This is a genomic window from Neoaquamicrobium sediminum (assembly GCF_013240295.1).
Classification (GTDB): Bacteria; Pseudomonadota; Alphaproteobacteria; order Rhizobiales; family Rhizobiaceae; genus Aerobium; species Aerobium sediminum.
This window is the reverse complement of record NZ_JABETK010000002.1, coordinates 375,649-391,485: the sequence shown is the minus strand read 5'-3', so window position 1 is coordinate 391,485 and position 15,837 is coordinate 375,649. Positions and strand designations below refer to the sequence as shown.

General features: G+C 63.7%; 14 protein-coding genes. 9 read left to right on the top strand and 5 right to left on the bottom strand.

The features are described from left to right. Nucleotides 1-69: 69 nt before the first annotated feature. Nucleotides 70-1,899: an ATP-binding protein gene (locus HK436_RS13690; RefSeq protein WP_173190585.1), complete on the top strand. Its 1,830-nt coding sequence runs from the start codon at nt 70-72 to the stop codon at nt 1,897-1,899. A gap of 30 nt (nt 1,900-1,929) precedes the next feature. On the opposite strand, the gene HK436_RS13685 is transcribed toward HK436_RS13690, so the two are convergent. Continuing rightward, nucleotides 1,930-2,721 (bottom strand): GGDEF domain-containing protein, encoded by a 792-nt coding sequence (locus HK436_RS13685; RefSeq protein WP_173190583.1) that lies wholly within the window; start codon nt 2,719-2,721, stop codon nt 1,930-1,932. A gap of 135 nt (nt 2,722-2,856) precedes the next feature. Beyond that, nucleotides 2,857-3,771: a tRNA (adenosine(37)-N6)-dimethylallyltransferase MiaA gene (gene miaA / locus HK436_RS13680; protein WP_173190581.1), complete on the bottom strand. Its 915-nt coding sequence runs from the start codon at nt 3,769-3,771 to the stop codon at nt 2,857-2,859. On the opposite strand from miaA, the gene serB reads away from it, so the two are divergent. The 4 genes from serB (at nt 3,770) to rnd (ending at nt 7,808) form a co-directional block, all read left to right on the top strand. After that, complete coding sequence (gene serB / locus HK436_RS13675) at nt 3,770-4,657, top strand: phosphoserine phosphatase SerB (RefSeq protein ID WP_173190579.1); 888 nt, start codon at nt 3,770-3,772, stop codon at nt 4,655-4,657. The genes miaA and serB overlap by 2 nt on opposite strands. Then, nucleotides 4,654-5,214 (top strand): GNAT family N-acetyltransferase, encoded by a 561-nt coding sequence (locus HK436_RS13670; RefSeq protein ID WP_173190576.1) that lies wholly within the window; start codon nt 4,654-4,656, stop codon nt 5,212-5,214. Before serB ends, HK436_RS13670 begins: the two co-directional genes overlap by 4 nt. 99 nt (nt 5,215-5,313) lie before the next feature. Next, nucleotides 5,314-6,561: an MFS transporter gene (locus HK436_RS13665; RefSeq protein WP_173190574.1), complete on the top strand. Its 1,248-nt coding sequence runs from the start codon at nt 5,314-5,316 to the stop codon at nt 6,559-6,561. 77 nt (nt 6,562-6,638) lie between these two features. Continuing rightward, complete coding sequence (rnd, locus tag HK436_RS13660; protein WP_173190572.1) at nt 6,639-7,808, top strand: ribonuclease D; 1,170 nt, start codon at nt 6,639-6,641, stop codon at nt 7,806-7,808. A 101-nt stretch (nt 7,809-7,909) separates the two neighbouring features. On the opposite strand, the gene HK436_RS13655 is transcribed toward rnd, so the two are convergent. After that, the gene (locus HK436_RS13655; RefSeq protein WP_173190570.1) at nt 7,910-9,121 is read right to left on the bottom strand and encodes a metallochaperone AztD; all 1,212 of its coding nucleotides are present in this window, start codon (nt 9,119-9,121) and stop codon (nt 7,910-7,912) included. A 250-nt stretch (nt 9,122-9,371) separates the two neighbouring features. Here HK436_RS13655 and HK436_RS13650 point away from each other — a divergent pair, with 250 nt between their 5' ends. From HK436_RS13650 to HK436_RS13635, 4 genes are all read left to right on the top strand, one after another. After that, nucleotides 9,372-9,953, top strand: coding sequence for a VOC family protein (locus tag HK436_RS13650; protein ID WP_244648957.1), 582 nt, complete (start codon nt 9,372-9,374; stop codon nt 9,951-9,953). 158 nt (nt 9,954-10,111) lie between these two features. Further along, nucleotides 10,112-10,663, top strand: a complete 552-nt coding sequence (locus HK436_RS13645; protein ID WP_173190568.1) for a dihydrofolate reductase family protein — start codon at nt 10,112-10,114, stop codon at nt 10,661-10,663. An 85-nt stretch (nt 10,664-10,748) separates the two neighbouring features. Next, a complete protein-coding gene (locus HK436_RS13640) occupies nt 10,749-11,291 on the top strand; it encodes a dihydrofolate reductase family protein (protein ID WP_173190566.1) in 543 nt (180 codons plus the stop codon). A gap of 72 nt (nt 11,292-11,363) precedes the next feature. Next, nucleotides 11,364-12,065: a DUF899 family protein gene (locus HK436_RS13635; protein ID WP_173190564.1), complete on the top strand. Its 702-nt coding sequence runs from the start codon at nt 11,364-11,366 to the stop codon at nt 12,063-12,065. 14 nt (nt 12,066-12,079) lie between these two features. Here the strand turns inward: HK436_RS13635 and ppx are convergent, their stop codons facing one another. After that, on the bottom strand, nt 12,080-13,594 hold the full coding sequence (gene ppx, locus HK436_RS13630) for an exopolyphosphatase (protein ID WP_173190562.1): 1,515 nt from the start codon (nt 13,592-13,594) through the stop codon (nt 12,080-12,082). Then, complete coding sequence (locus HK436_RS13625; RefSeq protein ID WP_173190560.1) at nt 13,591-15,801, bottom strand: RNA degradosome polyphosphate kinase; 2,211 nt, start codon at nt 15,799-15,801, stop codon at nt 13,591-13,593. Before HK436_RS13625 ends, ppx begins: the two co-directional genes overlap by 4 nt. Between the last annotated feature and the right edge of the window lie 36 nt (nt 15,802-15,837).

Sequence of the window (15,837 nt, the reverse complement as noted above, 5' to 3'; positions counted from 1 at the left end):
CAGCCACACCGCCGCTTAACCGTCCTGGTGCTAAGTTGGGAGGATTGTAAGCGGGGAAGTGTGTGATCAATGTTCGTTGAACGCGCGGAGATCGGCGAGGCAACGAGTCAGGAACGGCGCGACGGTTCTCAATCGGATTCGCGCGTTCTGGGACGTGTCGTTCAGTGCGACGGCGCCCGCGCGATGCTGGCTGCGTTTGCATCTGATGGCAGCGAAGCCATGCGCGGTCTCTGGACCGTCGGCCGCATGATCTCGATCAACCTCGGCAACATCCGCACGGTGGGCCTCGTCTATCGCATCGAGACGCCGGTCGGCACCTGGAGCGAGAACGAGCCGAACCCGATCAACGTTCATGTCGAACTCGTGGGCGAGGTGCGCGATACCGAAGACGGCAAGCCAGTCTTCGACCGCGGCATCACCACCTATCCGCATATCGGCGCGATCTCGCACCGCATCCGCGCACGCGACCTCGCGGCAGTCTACGATCTTGCAGGCCGCCGCACGTTGACGATCGGCCAGCTGTCGCAGGACACAGCGATCGACGCGCGTATCGCGATCGACGACACGCTCAACCGCCACTTCGCCGTCGTCGGCACAACCGGCGTGGGCAAGTCGACGGCGGTGTCGCTGTTGTTGCGCAAGGCGATCGAGGCGCGGCCGGACCTGCGCGTGCTGATCCTCGACCCGCACAACGAATTTTCCTCTGCATTTCCGGATCGCTCGATCCGCATCGACACGACGACGCTGGACCTGCCGTTCTGGCTGTTTCGCCTCGAGGAACTGGTGGAGGTCCTGTTCCGCGGCCGCGACTCGGTGCCGGAAGAAGTAGACCTCCTGCGCGATCTGGTGCCGCTCGCCAAGCAGCTTTACCGCAGTTCGGGTCAGGCGGGGCTCATGCGCAGGGCCGCCGACGCCAATGCGCTTACCGCCGATACGCCCGTCCCCTATCGCATTGCAGATGTACTGCGCATCATCGACGAGCGCATGGGCATGCTGGAGACGAAGAACGACCGCCCGTTCTACCGCGCGCTACGCGCCCGCATCGACGCAGCGCTGAACGATCCCCGCTACAGGTTCATGTTCGGCTCGCGGCTGATCGACGACAACATTCACGAAACCATCGGCCGCATCTTCCGCGTGCCGCACGAAGGCCGGCCGATCACCTGTTTCGAGCTGGCCGGCATGCCTTCGGAAGTCGTCAATTCGGTCTGCTCAGTGCTGGCGCGGCTTGCCTTCGACCTGGCGCTGAACAGCCATGGACGGCTCAAGCTTCTGGTCCTGTGCGAGGAAGCGCACCGTTACATGCCGGCTGACAGCCGGCTGGGCTTTGCGCCCACGCGGCATGCGCTTTCGCGGATTGCCAAGGAAGGCCGCAAATACGGCTGCTATCTCGGCATCGTCACCCAGCGCCCGGGAGAGCTTGACCCGACCGTTCTGTCGCAATGTTCTACGGTGTTCGCGATGCGGCTTGCCAACGAGATCGACCAGGAGATCGTACGTTCGGCCATCGCGGATTCGTCGGCTTCCACGCTTGCTTTCCTCTCATCGATGGGACAGCGCGAGGCGATCGCCTTCGGCGAAGGCGTGGCAACGACGATGCGCATGAAGTTCGAGTATCTGCCGCCCTCACTGCTTCCGGGAACGACGGGCGACGACGTGGCCGAAGCGGCCAATGGCGAGCGTGAAGTCGATCTTGCCTCGCTTGTTCGCAACCTTCGCAGCGTGGGACATATGCTGCAGCAGGAAACGACACCGTCGATGCTGGGCTCTCCGGTCGAGACATTCCGTCAGGCCGGCGAGCCCGCTGCCCCGCAACCGACCCAGCCGCCTGCACAACAACCTGCAAGCAGGCCGCAGCGCCGCTTCGACGACGAGTCCTTCAGACGGCTCTACGAATAGGCCCCGCCCGACAACTCAACCAATTATCGCCTAGGCGCAGACACGGTTGCGGCCAAGCCGCTTCGCCTCATACAGATGCTTGTCGGCACGACGGTAGAATTCCTCCGCGCTTTCGTGCTGGTCCCAGACCGCAAGTCCGACACTCGTGGTAACCTTGAGCCGCACATTGCCGGATACGATCACCAGCCCGGCGATCGCCTTGCGGATGCGCTCGGCCAGCTTCATCAGCAGCGCCTCGTCCATGTTGGGAGCGACGACGGCGAACTCCTCGCCCCCGAGCCGGGCAACCACGTCGTGGTAGCGTGTCATGTCCATGAGGCTGTTTGCGACGGCCTTCAGCACCTGGTCGCCGACATCGTGGCCGTGCGTATCGTTGACCGCCTTGAAATGATCGAGGTCGAGGATGATCAAGCCGACCGGCTTGTCGATCCTGCGGAACTCTTCGATGTATTCACGCAGCGCATCGTCGAAGAAGCGCCGGTTCTGCATGCCCGTCAGGCCATCGGTTAAGGCGGCATGCTCCAGAGTTTCCGAGCGCGCGCTGAGCGAGGCGGTCATGGCGCGCAGCTTGCCCTCTTCCCTGACCTGGGTGCGGATGAGCGGATAGATGAAGAAGACACCAAAGAACAATGCGGTCGCCTGCAGGACTCCCGTGGCGAAGAGCAGACGCGGGAACCAATCCAGGGTGGAGGCCCACTCAGCTATATCGGGCGTTCGCGCGTTCGCATAGACCGTATTGTAGGCGTGCAGGATCAGCACGCCGGCGGCGAGGATGACGACGATAAAGACAAAAAAAGCCGACTCGGCCTTGTGAAACCGCATCTGCTCCCCACCGGATAATGCAGGCTTGGTTATTGCACGCTGTTGCTTACGGGAAGTTAATTTAAACAACTAAAACGCGAACTTTTTTCGTTTAAAGGCCGGCAATATGTCGCTCGCGTCGGCGCAGCGCAGGGTCTATTCCTGCATCGAAATCCGCCGCCATTCGGGACCCAGTTGATTGCGGAACCAGGTCGACTGACGCTTTGCATACTGACGGGTGGCGATCTTTGACCTGTCAATCGCCTCCTCGAACCCCGTTTCGCCACGATCTGCAACGATAAGCTCGCGGACGCCGATCGCCTTCATCACCGGCAACGCGTCGTCGAGGTCGAGCGCAGCGATCGCGCGCACCTCGTCAAGCGCACCCTCCGCGATCATCGCGTCGAAGCGCAGGTCGATCCGGGCCTTCAGAACCACTCTGTCCGGCTCGATCACCATAAGTTGCGCCGATGATCGATCGACAATTGGTGTGCCGGAGCGTGCCTGCCACTGAGAGATCGGCTTGCCCGATGCGTCCATTACTTCCAGTGCGCGCACGATGCGCTGGCCATCGGTGGAGCGGATCGTGCCAGCCGCGGCCGGGTCTCGCTCGGCCAACAGATCGTGCAGAGCATTCGCCCCATGTTCGGCAAGAGCGTTTCGCCACCGCTGCCTTACCATGGTCGGAACCTCCGGCATGGCTGAAAGGCCCTCCAGCAGTGCACGGAAATAGAGCCCGGTGCCACCGACGAAGATCGCCGGCTTGCCGAGTTCGCCTGAACGGATGAGCTCCTCGACATCGCGCATCCATCGGCCGGTGGAATAGGCCTCGCGCGGATCGACATGACCGTAAAGCCTGTGAGGGGCGGCCGCGAGCTGCGCGTCCTCCGGGCGGGCCGTCAGCACCCGCAACACGCCGTAGACCTGCATGGAATCCGCGTTGACCACGGTCCCGCCTGTTTCCCGCGCCAGCCGCAACGCCAGCGCCGACTTGCCGCTGGCGGTCGGCCCGGCTATCAGGATCGCGTTCTTCAACGGCCCCTGCGGGCCAGTCCAATCGGAAATGCTCATGCCCCTCGTCGCAACGCTGATCGCCAATCCCGCGCGCCCGGTTCTGGATCGTCAACTGGCAGATAGGGCGTTCGCCGCACTTGGCGCAAGCCGTATCGACTGGCTCGCCGACGGGATCGCGGCCGACCTATTCCTGCCGGAGGATGCCTTGGCGGAGGCGGCACGGACCATCGCAGCCGACGTGCTGGCCGGCGCGGCTGTCGATGTGGTTGTGCAGGACGTCGGGACACGCCGCAAGAAGCTGCTGATCGCCGACATGGATTCGACCATGATCGACCAGGAATGCATCGACGAGCTGGCCGACGAGGTCGGGCTTAAGGAGCGCGTCGCTGACATCACCGCGCGGTCGATGAACGGAGAGATCGCATTCGAACCGGCGCTGCGCGAACGCGTGGCATTGCTTGCGGGGCTCGGAACCGAGGTCATCGAGCGCATCATCGAAAACCGCATCACGCTCGCCGCTGGCGGGCCGGCGCTCGTTGCCACCATGAACGCCAACGGCGCATGGACGGCGCTGGTCTCTGGCGGATTCCTGTCGTTTACCGGTCCGATCGCCGGCAAGCTCGGTTTTCGGGAGAACCGTGCCAACCGACTGATCGAGGAGAACGGCCGTCTTGCCGGCACCGTGGCGGAGCCGATCCTGGGTCGCGCGGCGAAGGCAGAAGCGCTGGGGGAAATCGCGGCCCGGCTAGGCATAACTGCCGCCGACGCCATCGCCGTGGGTGACGGCGCGAACGATCTCGACATGCTGGCGATGGCGGGTAGCGGCGTCGCGTTGCATGCTAAACCTGCGGTTGCATCCCAGGCGCGTATTAGGATCGACCATGGCGACCTCACCGCGCTGCTTTACATGCAGGGCTATCGCCAGGAGGAGTTCGTCGCATGATGCGGCTCGAGACCGAGCGGCTCATCATCCGCAACTGGGAAGAGCGCGACCGGGAGCTGTTCCATCGCATCAATTCCGACGACGATGTGATGCAGTTCTTTCCCTTCCGGCGCAGCCGCGCCGAGGCCGACGCCTTCCTCGATCGCATTCGTGCCGAGAACGAGGCGCGCGGCTACGGCTTTGCGGCACTGGAACTGAAGGAGACCGGCGCGTGCATCGGTTTCGCGGGACTTTATCCGGACGATGTCGCCCCGAGCCGGCTTGCCGGCGCGGTCGAGATCGGCTGGCGGCTCGCCCCTGAATTCTGGGGCAAGGGTTACGTCACCGAGGCGGCCAGGGCGCTGCTCGCATCCGGATTCGAAGAACTGGGGCTCGACGAGGTCATCTCGTTCGCTGTCTGGAACAACGAACGCTCGACCGCTGTCATGCGCCGGATCGGCATGACGCGCGACCCGGAAGGCGATTTCGACCACCCACGCGTGCCGGACACGCATCCGCAGCTCAAGCGGCATGTGCTCTACAGCCTGAAACGACAGGATTGGGCTTCACGACGCTGACGCTGCGTCGGATTGGACCAGCACGCCTGACAAACTGTCCTTGGCGCAATCGGGCGGGCCAGACTATAGAGGGATGAGCGCCCTCCCTGTCCCGGTCCGATGACGAGCCTGCGTCCCCTCATTCCCATCCTGACGGCCGCGGGCATTCTCCTCGGGGGAAACGGGCTTCAGGGCACGCTGATTGCGCTGCGCGGCGCGCAGGAAGGCTTCTCCCCGGCCGCGATCGGCTTCATGGGCACGGCCTATTTCGCCGGCTTCCTGATCGGCTGCCTCGTTATCGTAAGGATGCTGCGCGCCGTCGGGCACATCCGCGCTTTCTCCGCCCTTGCCGCCATCGCGGCGGCCGGCACGCTGCTGATGGCGATCGCCATAGACGTGACGATGTGGACGGCGGTGCGATTCGTATCCGGTTTCTGCTTCGCAGGCCTGTTCACCGTGATGGAGAGCTGGCTCAACTCCGGCGTCGCCAATGCCGACCGGGCGCGGGTGCTCGCCTTCTATCGCATCATCGACCTTGGCGCGGTGACCGGTTCGCAGTTCCTGATACCCATCGTCGGTGTGGAGGGCTTCCCGATCTTCGCCGTCATGGCGATCATGATCACGCTTTCGCTCGTGCCGGTCTCGCTCGGCGACCGGTCGAATCCGTCGCCACCCGAAGACGTGAAGCTCGATCTGAAGCGCGCCTGGCAGATCTCGCCGGTCGCTGCGATCGGCTGCATCGCGGTCGGCGTCACCAACAGTGCGTTTCGCACGCTGTCCCCGGTCTATGCGCAGGACATCGGCATGTCCGTCGCCGATGTCGCGACCTTCGTCAGCGTGTCGATCATCGGCGGTGTGCTGATCCAGTATCCGCTCGGCTACGCGTCGGATCGCCACGACCGGCGCATCGTGCTGCTGGTCACGACCGGCCTCGCTATGGCAGCGGCGCTGGCGCTCGGCCTGTTCGCGGGCGGCGATCGCCTGCTGAATTTCGCGCTGGTGTTCGTCTTCGGCTCGTTTGCCATGCCGCTCTTCTCGCTGTCGGCAGCGCATGCCAACGATCGAGCGGCAAAGAACGAGTATGTCATGCTCAACGCCGCGCTGATGCTGTTCTACTCATTCGGGGCGATCGGCGGTCCGTTCGCGGCGGCGACCGTCATGGAATGGTTCGGACCGCAGGCGTTGTTCCTGTTCAGCGCAATGGTCTACGCGATCTTCATAACGCTCATCCTCTACCGGATGCGGCGGCGCGCGCCCGCGCCCAGCACCGAACGCGGGCGGTTCACCGCGCTGCTGCGCACCTCCACTATCTTCGCCAGACTGGCGCAGCGCGGCGGCAGCAAAGACACGAACGGCCGGGAAAGGTAGCCCTCCCCCTTTCGAAAGGGTTGACGGGAGCGCCCGCTGCTGGAATTGAGGCAGGATTGCACGAAAAAAGTAGCTATATGGACCTCATCACACGCCAGGACGAACTCGAAGCTGCCATCGACGCGCTCGGCCGTTCCGATTTCATCACCATCGACACCGAATTCATCCGCGAGACCACCTTCTGGCCCGAACTGTGCCTGATCCAGATGGCCGCGCCAGGCGTCACGGCGCTGATCGATCCCCTTGCGCCCGACATCGACCTCGCGCCGTTCTTCCGGCTGATGGCCGATGAATCGACGGTCAAGGTTTTCCACGCCGCACGGCAGGACATCGAGATCATCTATCATCTGGGCGCGCTCATCCCGCATCCGGTGTTCGACACCCAGGTCGCCGCGATGGTGTGCGGCTTCGGCGACAGCGTTTCCTACGACCAGCTCGTGCAGAAGGTGACCGGAACGCGGCTCGACAAGTCGTCGCGGTTTACCGACTGGCGCCGCCGGCCGCTCTCTGACAAGCAGCTCGAATACGCGCTCGCCGACGTCACCTGGCTGATCGACGTCTATCATCATCTTCGAGACCAGCTCGAGCGCGAGGACCGCGCCCACTGGCTGAACGAGGAGATGGAGGTGTTGACGGCCCGCGAGACCTACGATCCGCATCCCGACGACGCGTGGAAACGGCTCAAGATGCGGGTGCGCAAGCCGCAGGAGCTTGCGGTCGTGCAGGCTGTCGCTGCCTGGCGCGAGCGGGAAGCGCGCGAACGCAACGTGCCGCGCGGACGTGTACTCAAGGACGACGCCATTTTCGAGATCGCCCAGCAGGGGCCGCGCGACACCACCGCGCTCGGCCGTCTGCGCACCACGCCCAAGGGCTGGGAGCGCTCGGCGACGGCGACCGCGCTTCTCGGTATCGTCAACGCAGCGCTGGACCTGCCGAAGGAGGAGCTGCCGAAACTGCCGAAATTCGTACAGCAGCCCGAGGGCACGGGTGCGGCCGCCGAACTGCTGAAAGTGCTCCTGAAGCTGGTGGCCGAACAGCAGGGCGTGGCGCCCAAGGTTCTCGCCTCCAGCGACGACATCGAGAAGATCGCCGCGGCTGGCGAGGAAGCGGACGTGCCGGCGATGCAGGGCTGGCGCCGCGAGGTCTTCGGCGAACGCGCGCTCAGCCTGGTGCGCGGCGAGATCGCGCTGAAATTCCACAAACGCAAGATCGCGATTTTCGAAACGCCTGACCAACTGGCGACCTGAACCTTCGCGATTCGCCCCCAATCCGGTTGGCTTTGCAGACCACCTCTCCCCCGATCGACGGGGAGAGGGATGTCGCCGGCTAAGACCAGCGATTGGCCCGATCAATCGTGCTGCTTCCCGGAGCCGCCGACGGCGACGATGGTGTAGGGCATGCCCTCCACGGCGATCGTGCGCTCTTCCGCGAAGCTATCCGTATCGACAAGCCGGATGACGCCTTTCAGCGGGTCGGTCACGGCCAGATAGTCGCCGGCGACCGCCAGCCGCGGACGCGGATCGCGCCAGTGGCCGTCCATCGAATAGGGCTCGGTCAACTGCAGGCTCTTCTCGATCTTGCCGGAAAGAACGTCGAGCAGATGCAGCTTGCCGTCTTCGGTAAGGATGTAGGTGTTGCGCGTCTTGGCCGGGTCCACCGCGAAATCGACACGCCGCATCGGCAGATCGACCTTACGGAACGTGGTCTCGGCGCCCGGCTCGACCAGAACCACGGCGCTCGGGCCATAGTTCGTCAGGAAGAACTGCAGCGCCGTGCCGCCACGCAGGGTCGAGACGTTGCCTTCTCCAAGCTCCGCGGTCGGCACGTGCCGCAACTCGGGAGCGGCCGCCCCTGCGGACATGGCAACCACGATGCCATCATGGCATCCGAAAGCCAGAACGCCGCCGGAACCCGCCTGGCCGTGAAGGCCCGGGCACGCGACGTCTTCGCCGACCTGATTGCCCGAGGAATCCTTTATGCGCAGCGCCACAGGCCGGCGCGACGCATCCTCGGGATCGGGAACCGAGTGGATCACGTAGTCGCCGAAGGATGCGGCCAGGCCGTGATGCGGCGCTCCGACATCGAGGGTGAGCGGGCTGAATTTTCCGTCGAGCACCTGCCTCTCGGGGAAGATGTCGGCACGCCCCTCGCCATCGTAGAACATGGCGATGCGGCCGCCATTTTCGAAGAAGTGCGCAGGCTTCTCACCTGAAAACCCCGTTTCGAGGCGTTCCGGATCGTCAATGTCGAGATCGACGTGCTCGCCATGATCCTCCAATGCAAGACCTGAGCGGAATATCGCGACCTTGCCGGCTTCGCCCTGGACAGCGAACACGGTACGGCCCGATTTGCTTCGATAAAGGCTCGCATAGGAATCGAGGTCGAACCGGCCCGCCTCCTTTCCGTCATCCAGCTCTATGGCTCGCACCACGGGATCGGTGTGGTCGCCGACGAAAAGCCGCCAATGCGAATCCTCATCGGCCTTCGCGTTTCCTGCGACCGAAGCGGCTGCGACGCCGGCGGCGAGAACCAGCCACGTCCAGCGTGAAATAGACTTCATTGCCTAACCTCCATATCTGTTGGCAGGCATCTGTTATAGTATAACATACCACATGAGAAGACCGATTGTGTGTCATGCACCGCTTGTCGGTGCGAGGATGGGGAGCGGCCCCCAAGGTGCCCGGCCGATTACCGCAAAGCTCGTCTTCGCCATTACCTTGCGGATAATTGTTATGCTTCCGGCAAAGCCTAATCTCGCGGCAGGCCTGGTGGTCATGTGACCACCTGCCCCCACAAGAAAGGAACCTGCCATGAAATACCAGAGCCGCCCCAGGCGGGGGCCGGCGCGCCGTTGCGCGCGCGCGATCGCAAGCCTCGTCGCCGGCGCAATGCTGGCCGCCACGGCACCGTCCACAGCCGCCCTTGCAGACAATGCTGCCACACCGCAGGAGGAACAGGCCATGAAAGTTCGCGACCTCTACCCGCTCATCACCACGCCGGCGCTGTTCGAAGCGCGCGACTTCTACGTCACGCATTTCGGGTTCGACGTACTGTTCGAGGTAAGCTGGTTCGTCTATCTGTCCGGCCCCGCCGACGGCGAGACGCGCGGCGCGACGCTGGCATTCATGCATCCCGATCACCCGTCCAATCCGCCCGGCCCCGAATCCTTCAGCGGGCTCGGCATGATCCTGACCGTCGAGGTCAGTGATGCAGCGGCCATCTACGAGCGATTTTCAGCCAGCGGCGCGCCGATCGTGCATCCTCTGACGGATGAGGAATGGGGCCAGCGCCGCTTCATGACACGCGATCCGGCCGGTGTGCTGGTCGATGTCGTGCAGCAGACGGAGCCCGCTCCAGGCTTCTGGGAGCGGTATCCGGCGCCGGATTTGTAGAACCAGACCGCCTGCTGCGCACAACCCGGGCCGGCACCCTCTCCCGTCCGGTTCGGGCACCTTTGCGAGCTTCAAAGAATACCACTTGCAATCAGCAATCGGATGTGAGAGAAGTCACATACCGGTTGCAATTAGCAATCAGATTAGGGAGAAAGACAATGCGCAAGCTAATCGCCTGGAACGTCGCAACGCTCGATGGCTATTTCGAGGGAACGGAACCCTGGGAGCTCGACTTCCACGAAACCGTGTGGGGTCCCGAACTGGAGAAACTGTCGACCGATCAACTGGCAGACCTCGATTACATCCTTTTCGGCCGCAAGACCTACGAGGGCATGGCAGCGCACTGGACCGAGAACAGCGAAGGTGAGATCGGCACGGCGATGAACACGGTGCCGAAGCTCGTCGCCTCGCGCACGCTCAAGCGCGTCGATTGGAACAATTCGACGCTGATCGAAGGTGACGTCGGCGACGCGATCCGCCGACTGAAGGCCGAGGACGGCCGCAACATCTACGTGTTCGGCAGCGCCGACCTGCTCACGACGCTGATCGCCGAAGGTCTCGTGGACGAATACCGCATCTGCATCGCGCCGGTGCTTCGGGGCGCGGGCACGCCGCTGTTCAAGACGGCCAAGGAAAAGACCTCGTTGAAGCTGCTGGAGGCAAAAGCACTCTCAAACGGCGGCGTGTTGATGCGCTACGCCATGGCTTGACCACGTCAGCGTCTCGTACCCGTTTACATCCCCTATCCGCTATCGAACGCGCCCCGGTTACGTGGCGCCAGGGAGGACCAACGCCATGGCAACGCTCGTTTTCGGCATGAATGTATCGCTCGACGGTTACGTCGACCACGACAAATTCGGGCCCGACCCCGTACTGTTTCAGCATTTCATCGAGCAGGCGCAGGAACAGACAGGCAGTATTTACGGACGACGCCTCTACGAAGTGATGCGCTATTGGGACGAGGAGCATCCGGAGTGGACGCCGGATCTCCGAGCCTTCGCGGAGGCTTGGCGCAACCAGCCGAAATGGGTCGTGTCGCGCTCGTTGCAGTCAGTCGGCCCGAACGCGACGCTGATCACCGGAGATGTCGGCGCGGCGGTATACCGCTTGAAAGAAGAGTTCGACGGTGAAATCGAGGTCGGCGGGCCGGAGCTGGCACAGAGCCTGACAGAGCTTGGCCTGATCGACGCCTACCGCCTCTACGTCCATCCCGTCGCCCTTGGCAGCGGCAAGCCGTACTTTGCCTCTCCCCCGCCAAAGCTGCGGCTGACGGCAAGCGAGCGCATCGGCGAGGAAGCGGTCAGGTTGACCTATGTTCCCGCCGACCGGCCGACTTGACGTTGCAGGATTGTCGGAACCGGCAAACGCAGTGCGTCTTTCAGTAAGGTCGCAAAAGAAGGAGTTGCTGACATGGCCAATTCACTCCCGCAGGTAGCCGAGCTGGCTGCCCTCAGGCAACCGCCGTTTCCCGGCGAAAGCGAGGCATACCGCAAGGCGCGCCAGGCGCTGCTGGCCGAGGAGATCGAATTTCGCCGCCACATGACGCGTCTGTGCGAGCAGCGGCAGTCCCTGCCGGCTGGCCCGGTCATAGACAAGGACTACAGGTTCCGGGATGCTGCAGGGAACGACCTCGGCCTCGCGGACCTGTTCGGAAAGCACGACACCCTTGTCAGCTATTTCTGGATGTATGGGCCGCAGCGCGAACGCCCCTGCCCCATGTGCACAAACTGGCTCGGCGCGGTCGACGGCAACGCGGCCGATATCGAGCAGCGGGTGTCTCTCAAGATCTTCGGCCGCAGCCCGGTCGAACGCCAGCAGGCGTTTGCGAAAGAGCGCGGCTGGCAACACCTCGATTTCGTGCAGACGGTCGGCGACGACTACGCCAACGATCTGGGCCTCATCAACGAGGACGGCACGGAGAACCCGGCGCTGGTGGTCTTTTCACGCAAGGGCGGCGAAGTGCGGCTGTTTTGGGCGGCCGAAATGCCGTCTGCCGCGGCAGACCCCGGGCAGGACCCGCGCCTCGCGCCGGACATCGCCTCGTTGTGGTCGATCCTCGATCTCACGCCCGGCGGACGCGGCACGGACTGGTATCCGAAGCTGTCCTACTGAGGCCAGCCGCCCGATCACTCGCCGACGGCGATGTCCATCGGCCTGCCGAGCACCTTTGAAAGCTGGGCCATGCGTCCCTCTGGGCGCTCGCCCAGCAGGCCGGCATGCGAGGCAGGCACTACGAGCGTGAGGCTGTCGCCCTCGCCCTTGCGCCATTTGAGCCGCGGCATGAGGCCTGGCATGGATGCCGAGAACAGATAGACCACCCGCAGGAGCGCGCCGAGGATGCGTGCCCGCTCCACGTGGCGCGCGCCCGCAAGCGCCTGCATCGTCGGCGAGACCGCATCCTCATAGATGCCTTCATGCCGGAACAGGCTGGTGAGGCCGATGAAAGCGCGGCCCGGATGGTCGACACCGATGAAGGATGCGTGCGCGATGATGTTGAGCGACTGCGTGCCACGATATTCCGGATGCGCGCGCCAACCGATGTCGGCGAGCAGGCAGGCCGCCTGCCGGTAGCGCGCGTCCTCCTCGCTTTCCTCCAGCCCGAAAACCTCGAACGCCTCGCCCGTCCACGCCGCCAGCTCGCGCGCATGGGTGACGGAGCGGGCGCGCAGGACCGCAAGTTCCTCGGCTGCCGAAAGCAGCGCGTCGCGGCGGCGATCCTCTTCCTCCAGCAGCGAATAGAGATAGCCCTCGCGAACACCCAGCGCCGAGACGACGATGTTTTTCGGCTTCATCGCCGTAATGATTTCCTGCAGCACGGTGGCGCCGTAAGGCAGCAGCGCCCGTCGCGACTTGGAAATGCGCTCGATGCCCTTCATCTTGCCGATGTCGCCGCTGGCAACCTGCTTCAGGAAGGCACCGGAACCTTCGACGTCGAACTCATAGTGATGCATCACGTTGAGCGGATAGCCGGTGGCGTTCATGTGAAGGCGGGCGAGGTTTCGCCATGTGCCGCCGACGCAGTAGAAGGTGCGGCCTTCGCCGCCCGCAAGCAGACTGGCACGCTTGAGCTCGCGCCGGGCGATGCGGGCCGCCGCGTCCGGCGCACCCTTGGCCATGTCCTGCAATCGCAGGCCGCCGAGCGGCAGGGTGATGCCGTCGCCGATCGTCTCGCCCTTCACGTCGACGAGCTCGAGGCTGCCGCCGCCAAGGTCGCCGGCGATGCCATCCACCTTGTGGAAGCCGGAGATGACGCCGAGGGCCGAATAGTGGGCTTCTTCACGGCCTGAAAGCACGCGAATCTCAGCGCCGAGGATTTCTTCCGCGCGATGGATGAAATCCATGCCGTTTTCAGCCTCGCGGGCGGCGGCCGTGGCGATCACGTGCAGATACTCGGAACCTGCCTGCTCGGATAGCGCCCGGAAGCGCCTGAACTCGTCCACAGCGCGGCGAACGGCTTCAGGGTCGAGCTTGCCGGTCGTTACGATGCCGCGCCCCAATCCCGCCAGCATCTTCTCGTTGAAGAGCACGGTCGGCGAACGCGCAACACCCTCATAGACGACGAGACGGATCGAGTTCGACCCGATGTCGATGATCGACAGTGGCTGGCGATCTTGCAGCCGGCCCTGGGATGTATGAATCATGCAGTCTCGGCTGTGTTGGCCTTCTTGCGGCGCTTGTGTTGCGCAATGCGCTTCGGCGCATGGGATTTCAGGGCGTCACCTCGACCGGACAGGCTGGGATTCGTCATGAAATATTCCTGCGCGTTGAACGGTTCCTCTCCCTCCTCGGGCGTCATCCGCCGCGAGGTACCGTCCGCCAATACTTCGAAACTTTGCTGGTTGTCCATGATGTTTCCGAGCATGATCTGGCCCAGCACCTGTTCATGCACAGTCCCGTTGGTGATCGGCACCAGCGTTTCGACGCGGCGATCAAGGTTGCGGGGCATCAGATCCGCGGAGCTGATGTAGACGATCGCATCGTCTGACGGCAGCCCGTGACCATTGCCGAAACAGTAGATGCGGCTGTGTTCCAGGAAGCGGCCGACGATCGACTTGACGCGGATGTTTTCCGACAGCCCCGGCACCTGCGGACGAAGGCAGCAGATGCCGCGCACCACGAGGTCGATCTCCACGCCGGCGCGGCTTGCATCGTAGAGCGCGTCGATAATGGTCGGGTCGACCAGCGAGTTCATCTTCATCCAGATTTGTGCAGGCTTGCCCGCAGCGACGAACTCCTTCTCCGCACGGATGTGCTCGAGGATGCGGTTTCGCAGCGTCAGCGGCGAGATGGCGAGATGCATCTCGTTGGCGGGCTCCGCGTAGCCGGTGATGAAGTTGAAAACCTGCGCAACGTCACGCGCGATCACCGGATCGGACGTGAAATAGGACAGGTCGGTGTAGATGCGCGCGGTGATCGGGTGGTAGTTGCCCGTGCCCAGATGCACGTAGTTGCGCAGCTTGCCGTCTTCGCGGCGAACCACGAGCGACATCTTCGAATGCGTCTTCAACTCGATGAAGCCGAAGACGACCTGCACGCCGGCGCGCTCGAGATCGCGCGCCCAGCGGATGTTGGCTTCCTCGTCGAAACGCGCCTTGAGCTCGACCAGCGCCGTCACCGACTTGCCGCTTTCTGCCGCGTCGATCAAGGCGCGCACGATCGGGCTGTCGTTGGAGGTGCGGTAGAGCGTCTGCTTGATGGCGACGACCTCCGGGTCCAGCGCGGCCTGACGCAGGAACTGCACCACCACGTCGAAGCTCTCATAGGGGTGGTGCACGACAATGTCCTTCTCGCGGATCGCGGCGAAGCAATCGCCGCCATGCTCGCGGATGCGCTCGGGGAAGCGCGGATTGTAGGGCGTGAACTTGAGATCGTCGCGCGGGAGAGCCACGATCTCGGAAATCTGGTTGACCGCCAGCGGCCCCTTCAGGACGCTGATGCGCGACGAACCGACGCCAAGCTCGCTGGCAACGAAATCGCGCAGGCCTTCCGGCATCTCGTCATCGAATTCGATGCGAATGACCTGGCCGCGGCGGCGGCGCTTCAGCGCGCTTTCGAACAGGCGCACGAGATCCTCGGCCTCCTCCTCGACCTCGATGTCGGAGTCGCGGATGATGCGGAATGTGCCCGAACCCTTCACCTCGTAGCCGGGGAAGAGCTTGCCGATAAACATGCCGACGACGTCTTCCAGCGCGATGTAGCGCACCGTGCTCTTGCGGTCCGGCAGCCGGATGAAGCGGCGCAGGGCTACGGGCAGGCGCAGCAGCGCCGTCATCTCCTCAGCCTGTCTGCGGTGGCGCAGGTTCAGCGCGATCGAGAAACCGAGATTGGGAATGAACGGAAACGGATGTGCCGGGTCGATCGACAGCGGTGTCAGCACCGGGAAGATCGCCTCCATGAAATGCTCGTCCAGCCACGCCTTCTCGTCCTTTACGAGCGCGGTGGCGCGGACGATCTCGATCCCTTCCTTGCGCATCAGACCGGTCAGCAGCGAATAGCTCTGCTGCTGGTCTTCCTGGAGGCGGCTTACCTCCAGCAGCAGCAGTTCGAGCTGCTGTTCGGGCGTGCGTCCATCCGGGCTCTTTATGGCAATCCCCTCGCGGATCTGGCCGGCCAGACCAGCGACGCGCACCATGAAGAACTCGTCGAGATTGGTCGCCGAGATCGACAGGAAGCGCACGCGCTCCAGAAGCGGATGGCAGGGGTTCTGCGATTCGTCGAGCACGCGGCGATTGAACTGGAGCCAGGAAAATTCGCGGTTCACGAACCGGTCCGGATTGCCGTCGGGCGCGGCCGCCAGCGCCTGCATCTCGCCGGTAAATTCACTCGTTGCCGGTCTCAGTTCGTTCATGATCTCCTCAGTGCCCCAAAGGTTTGCCAGGCGACA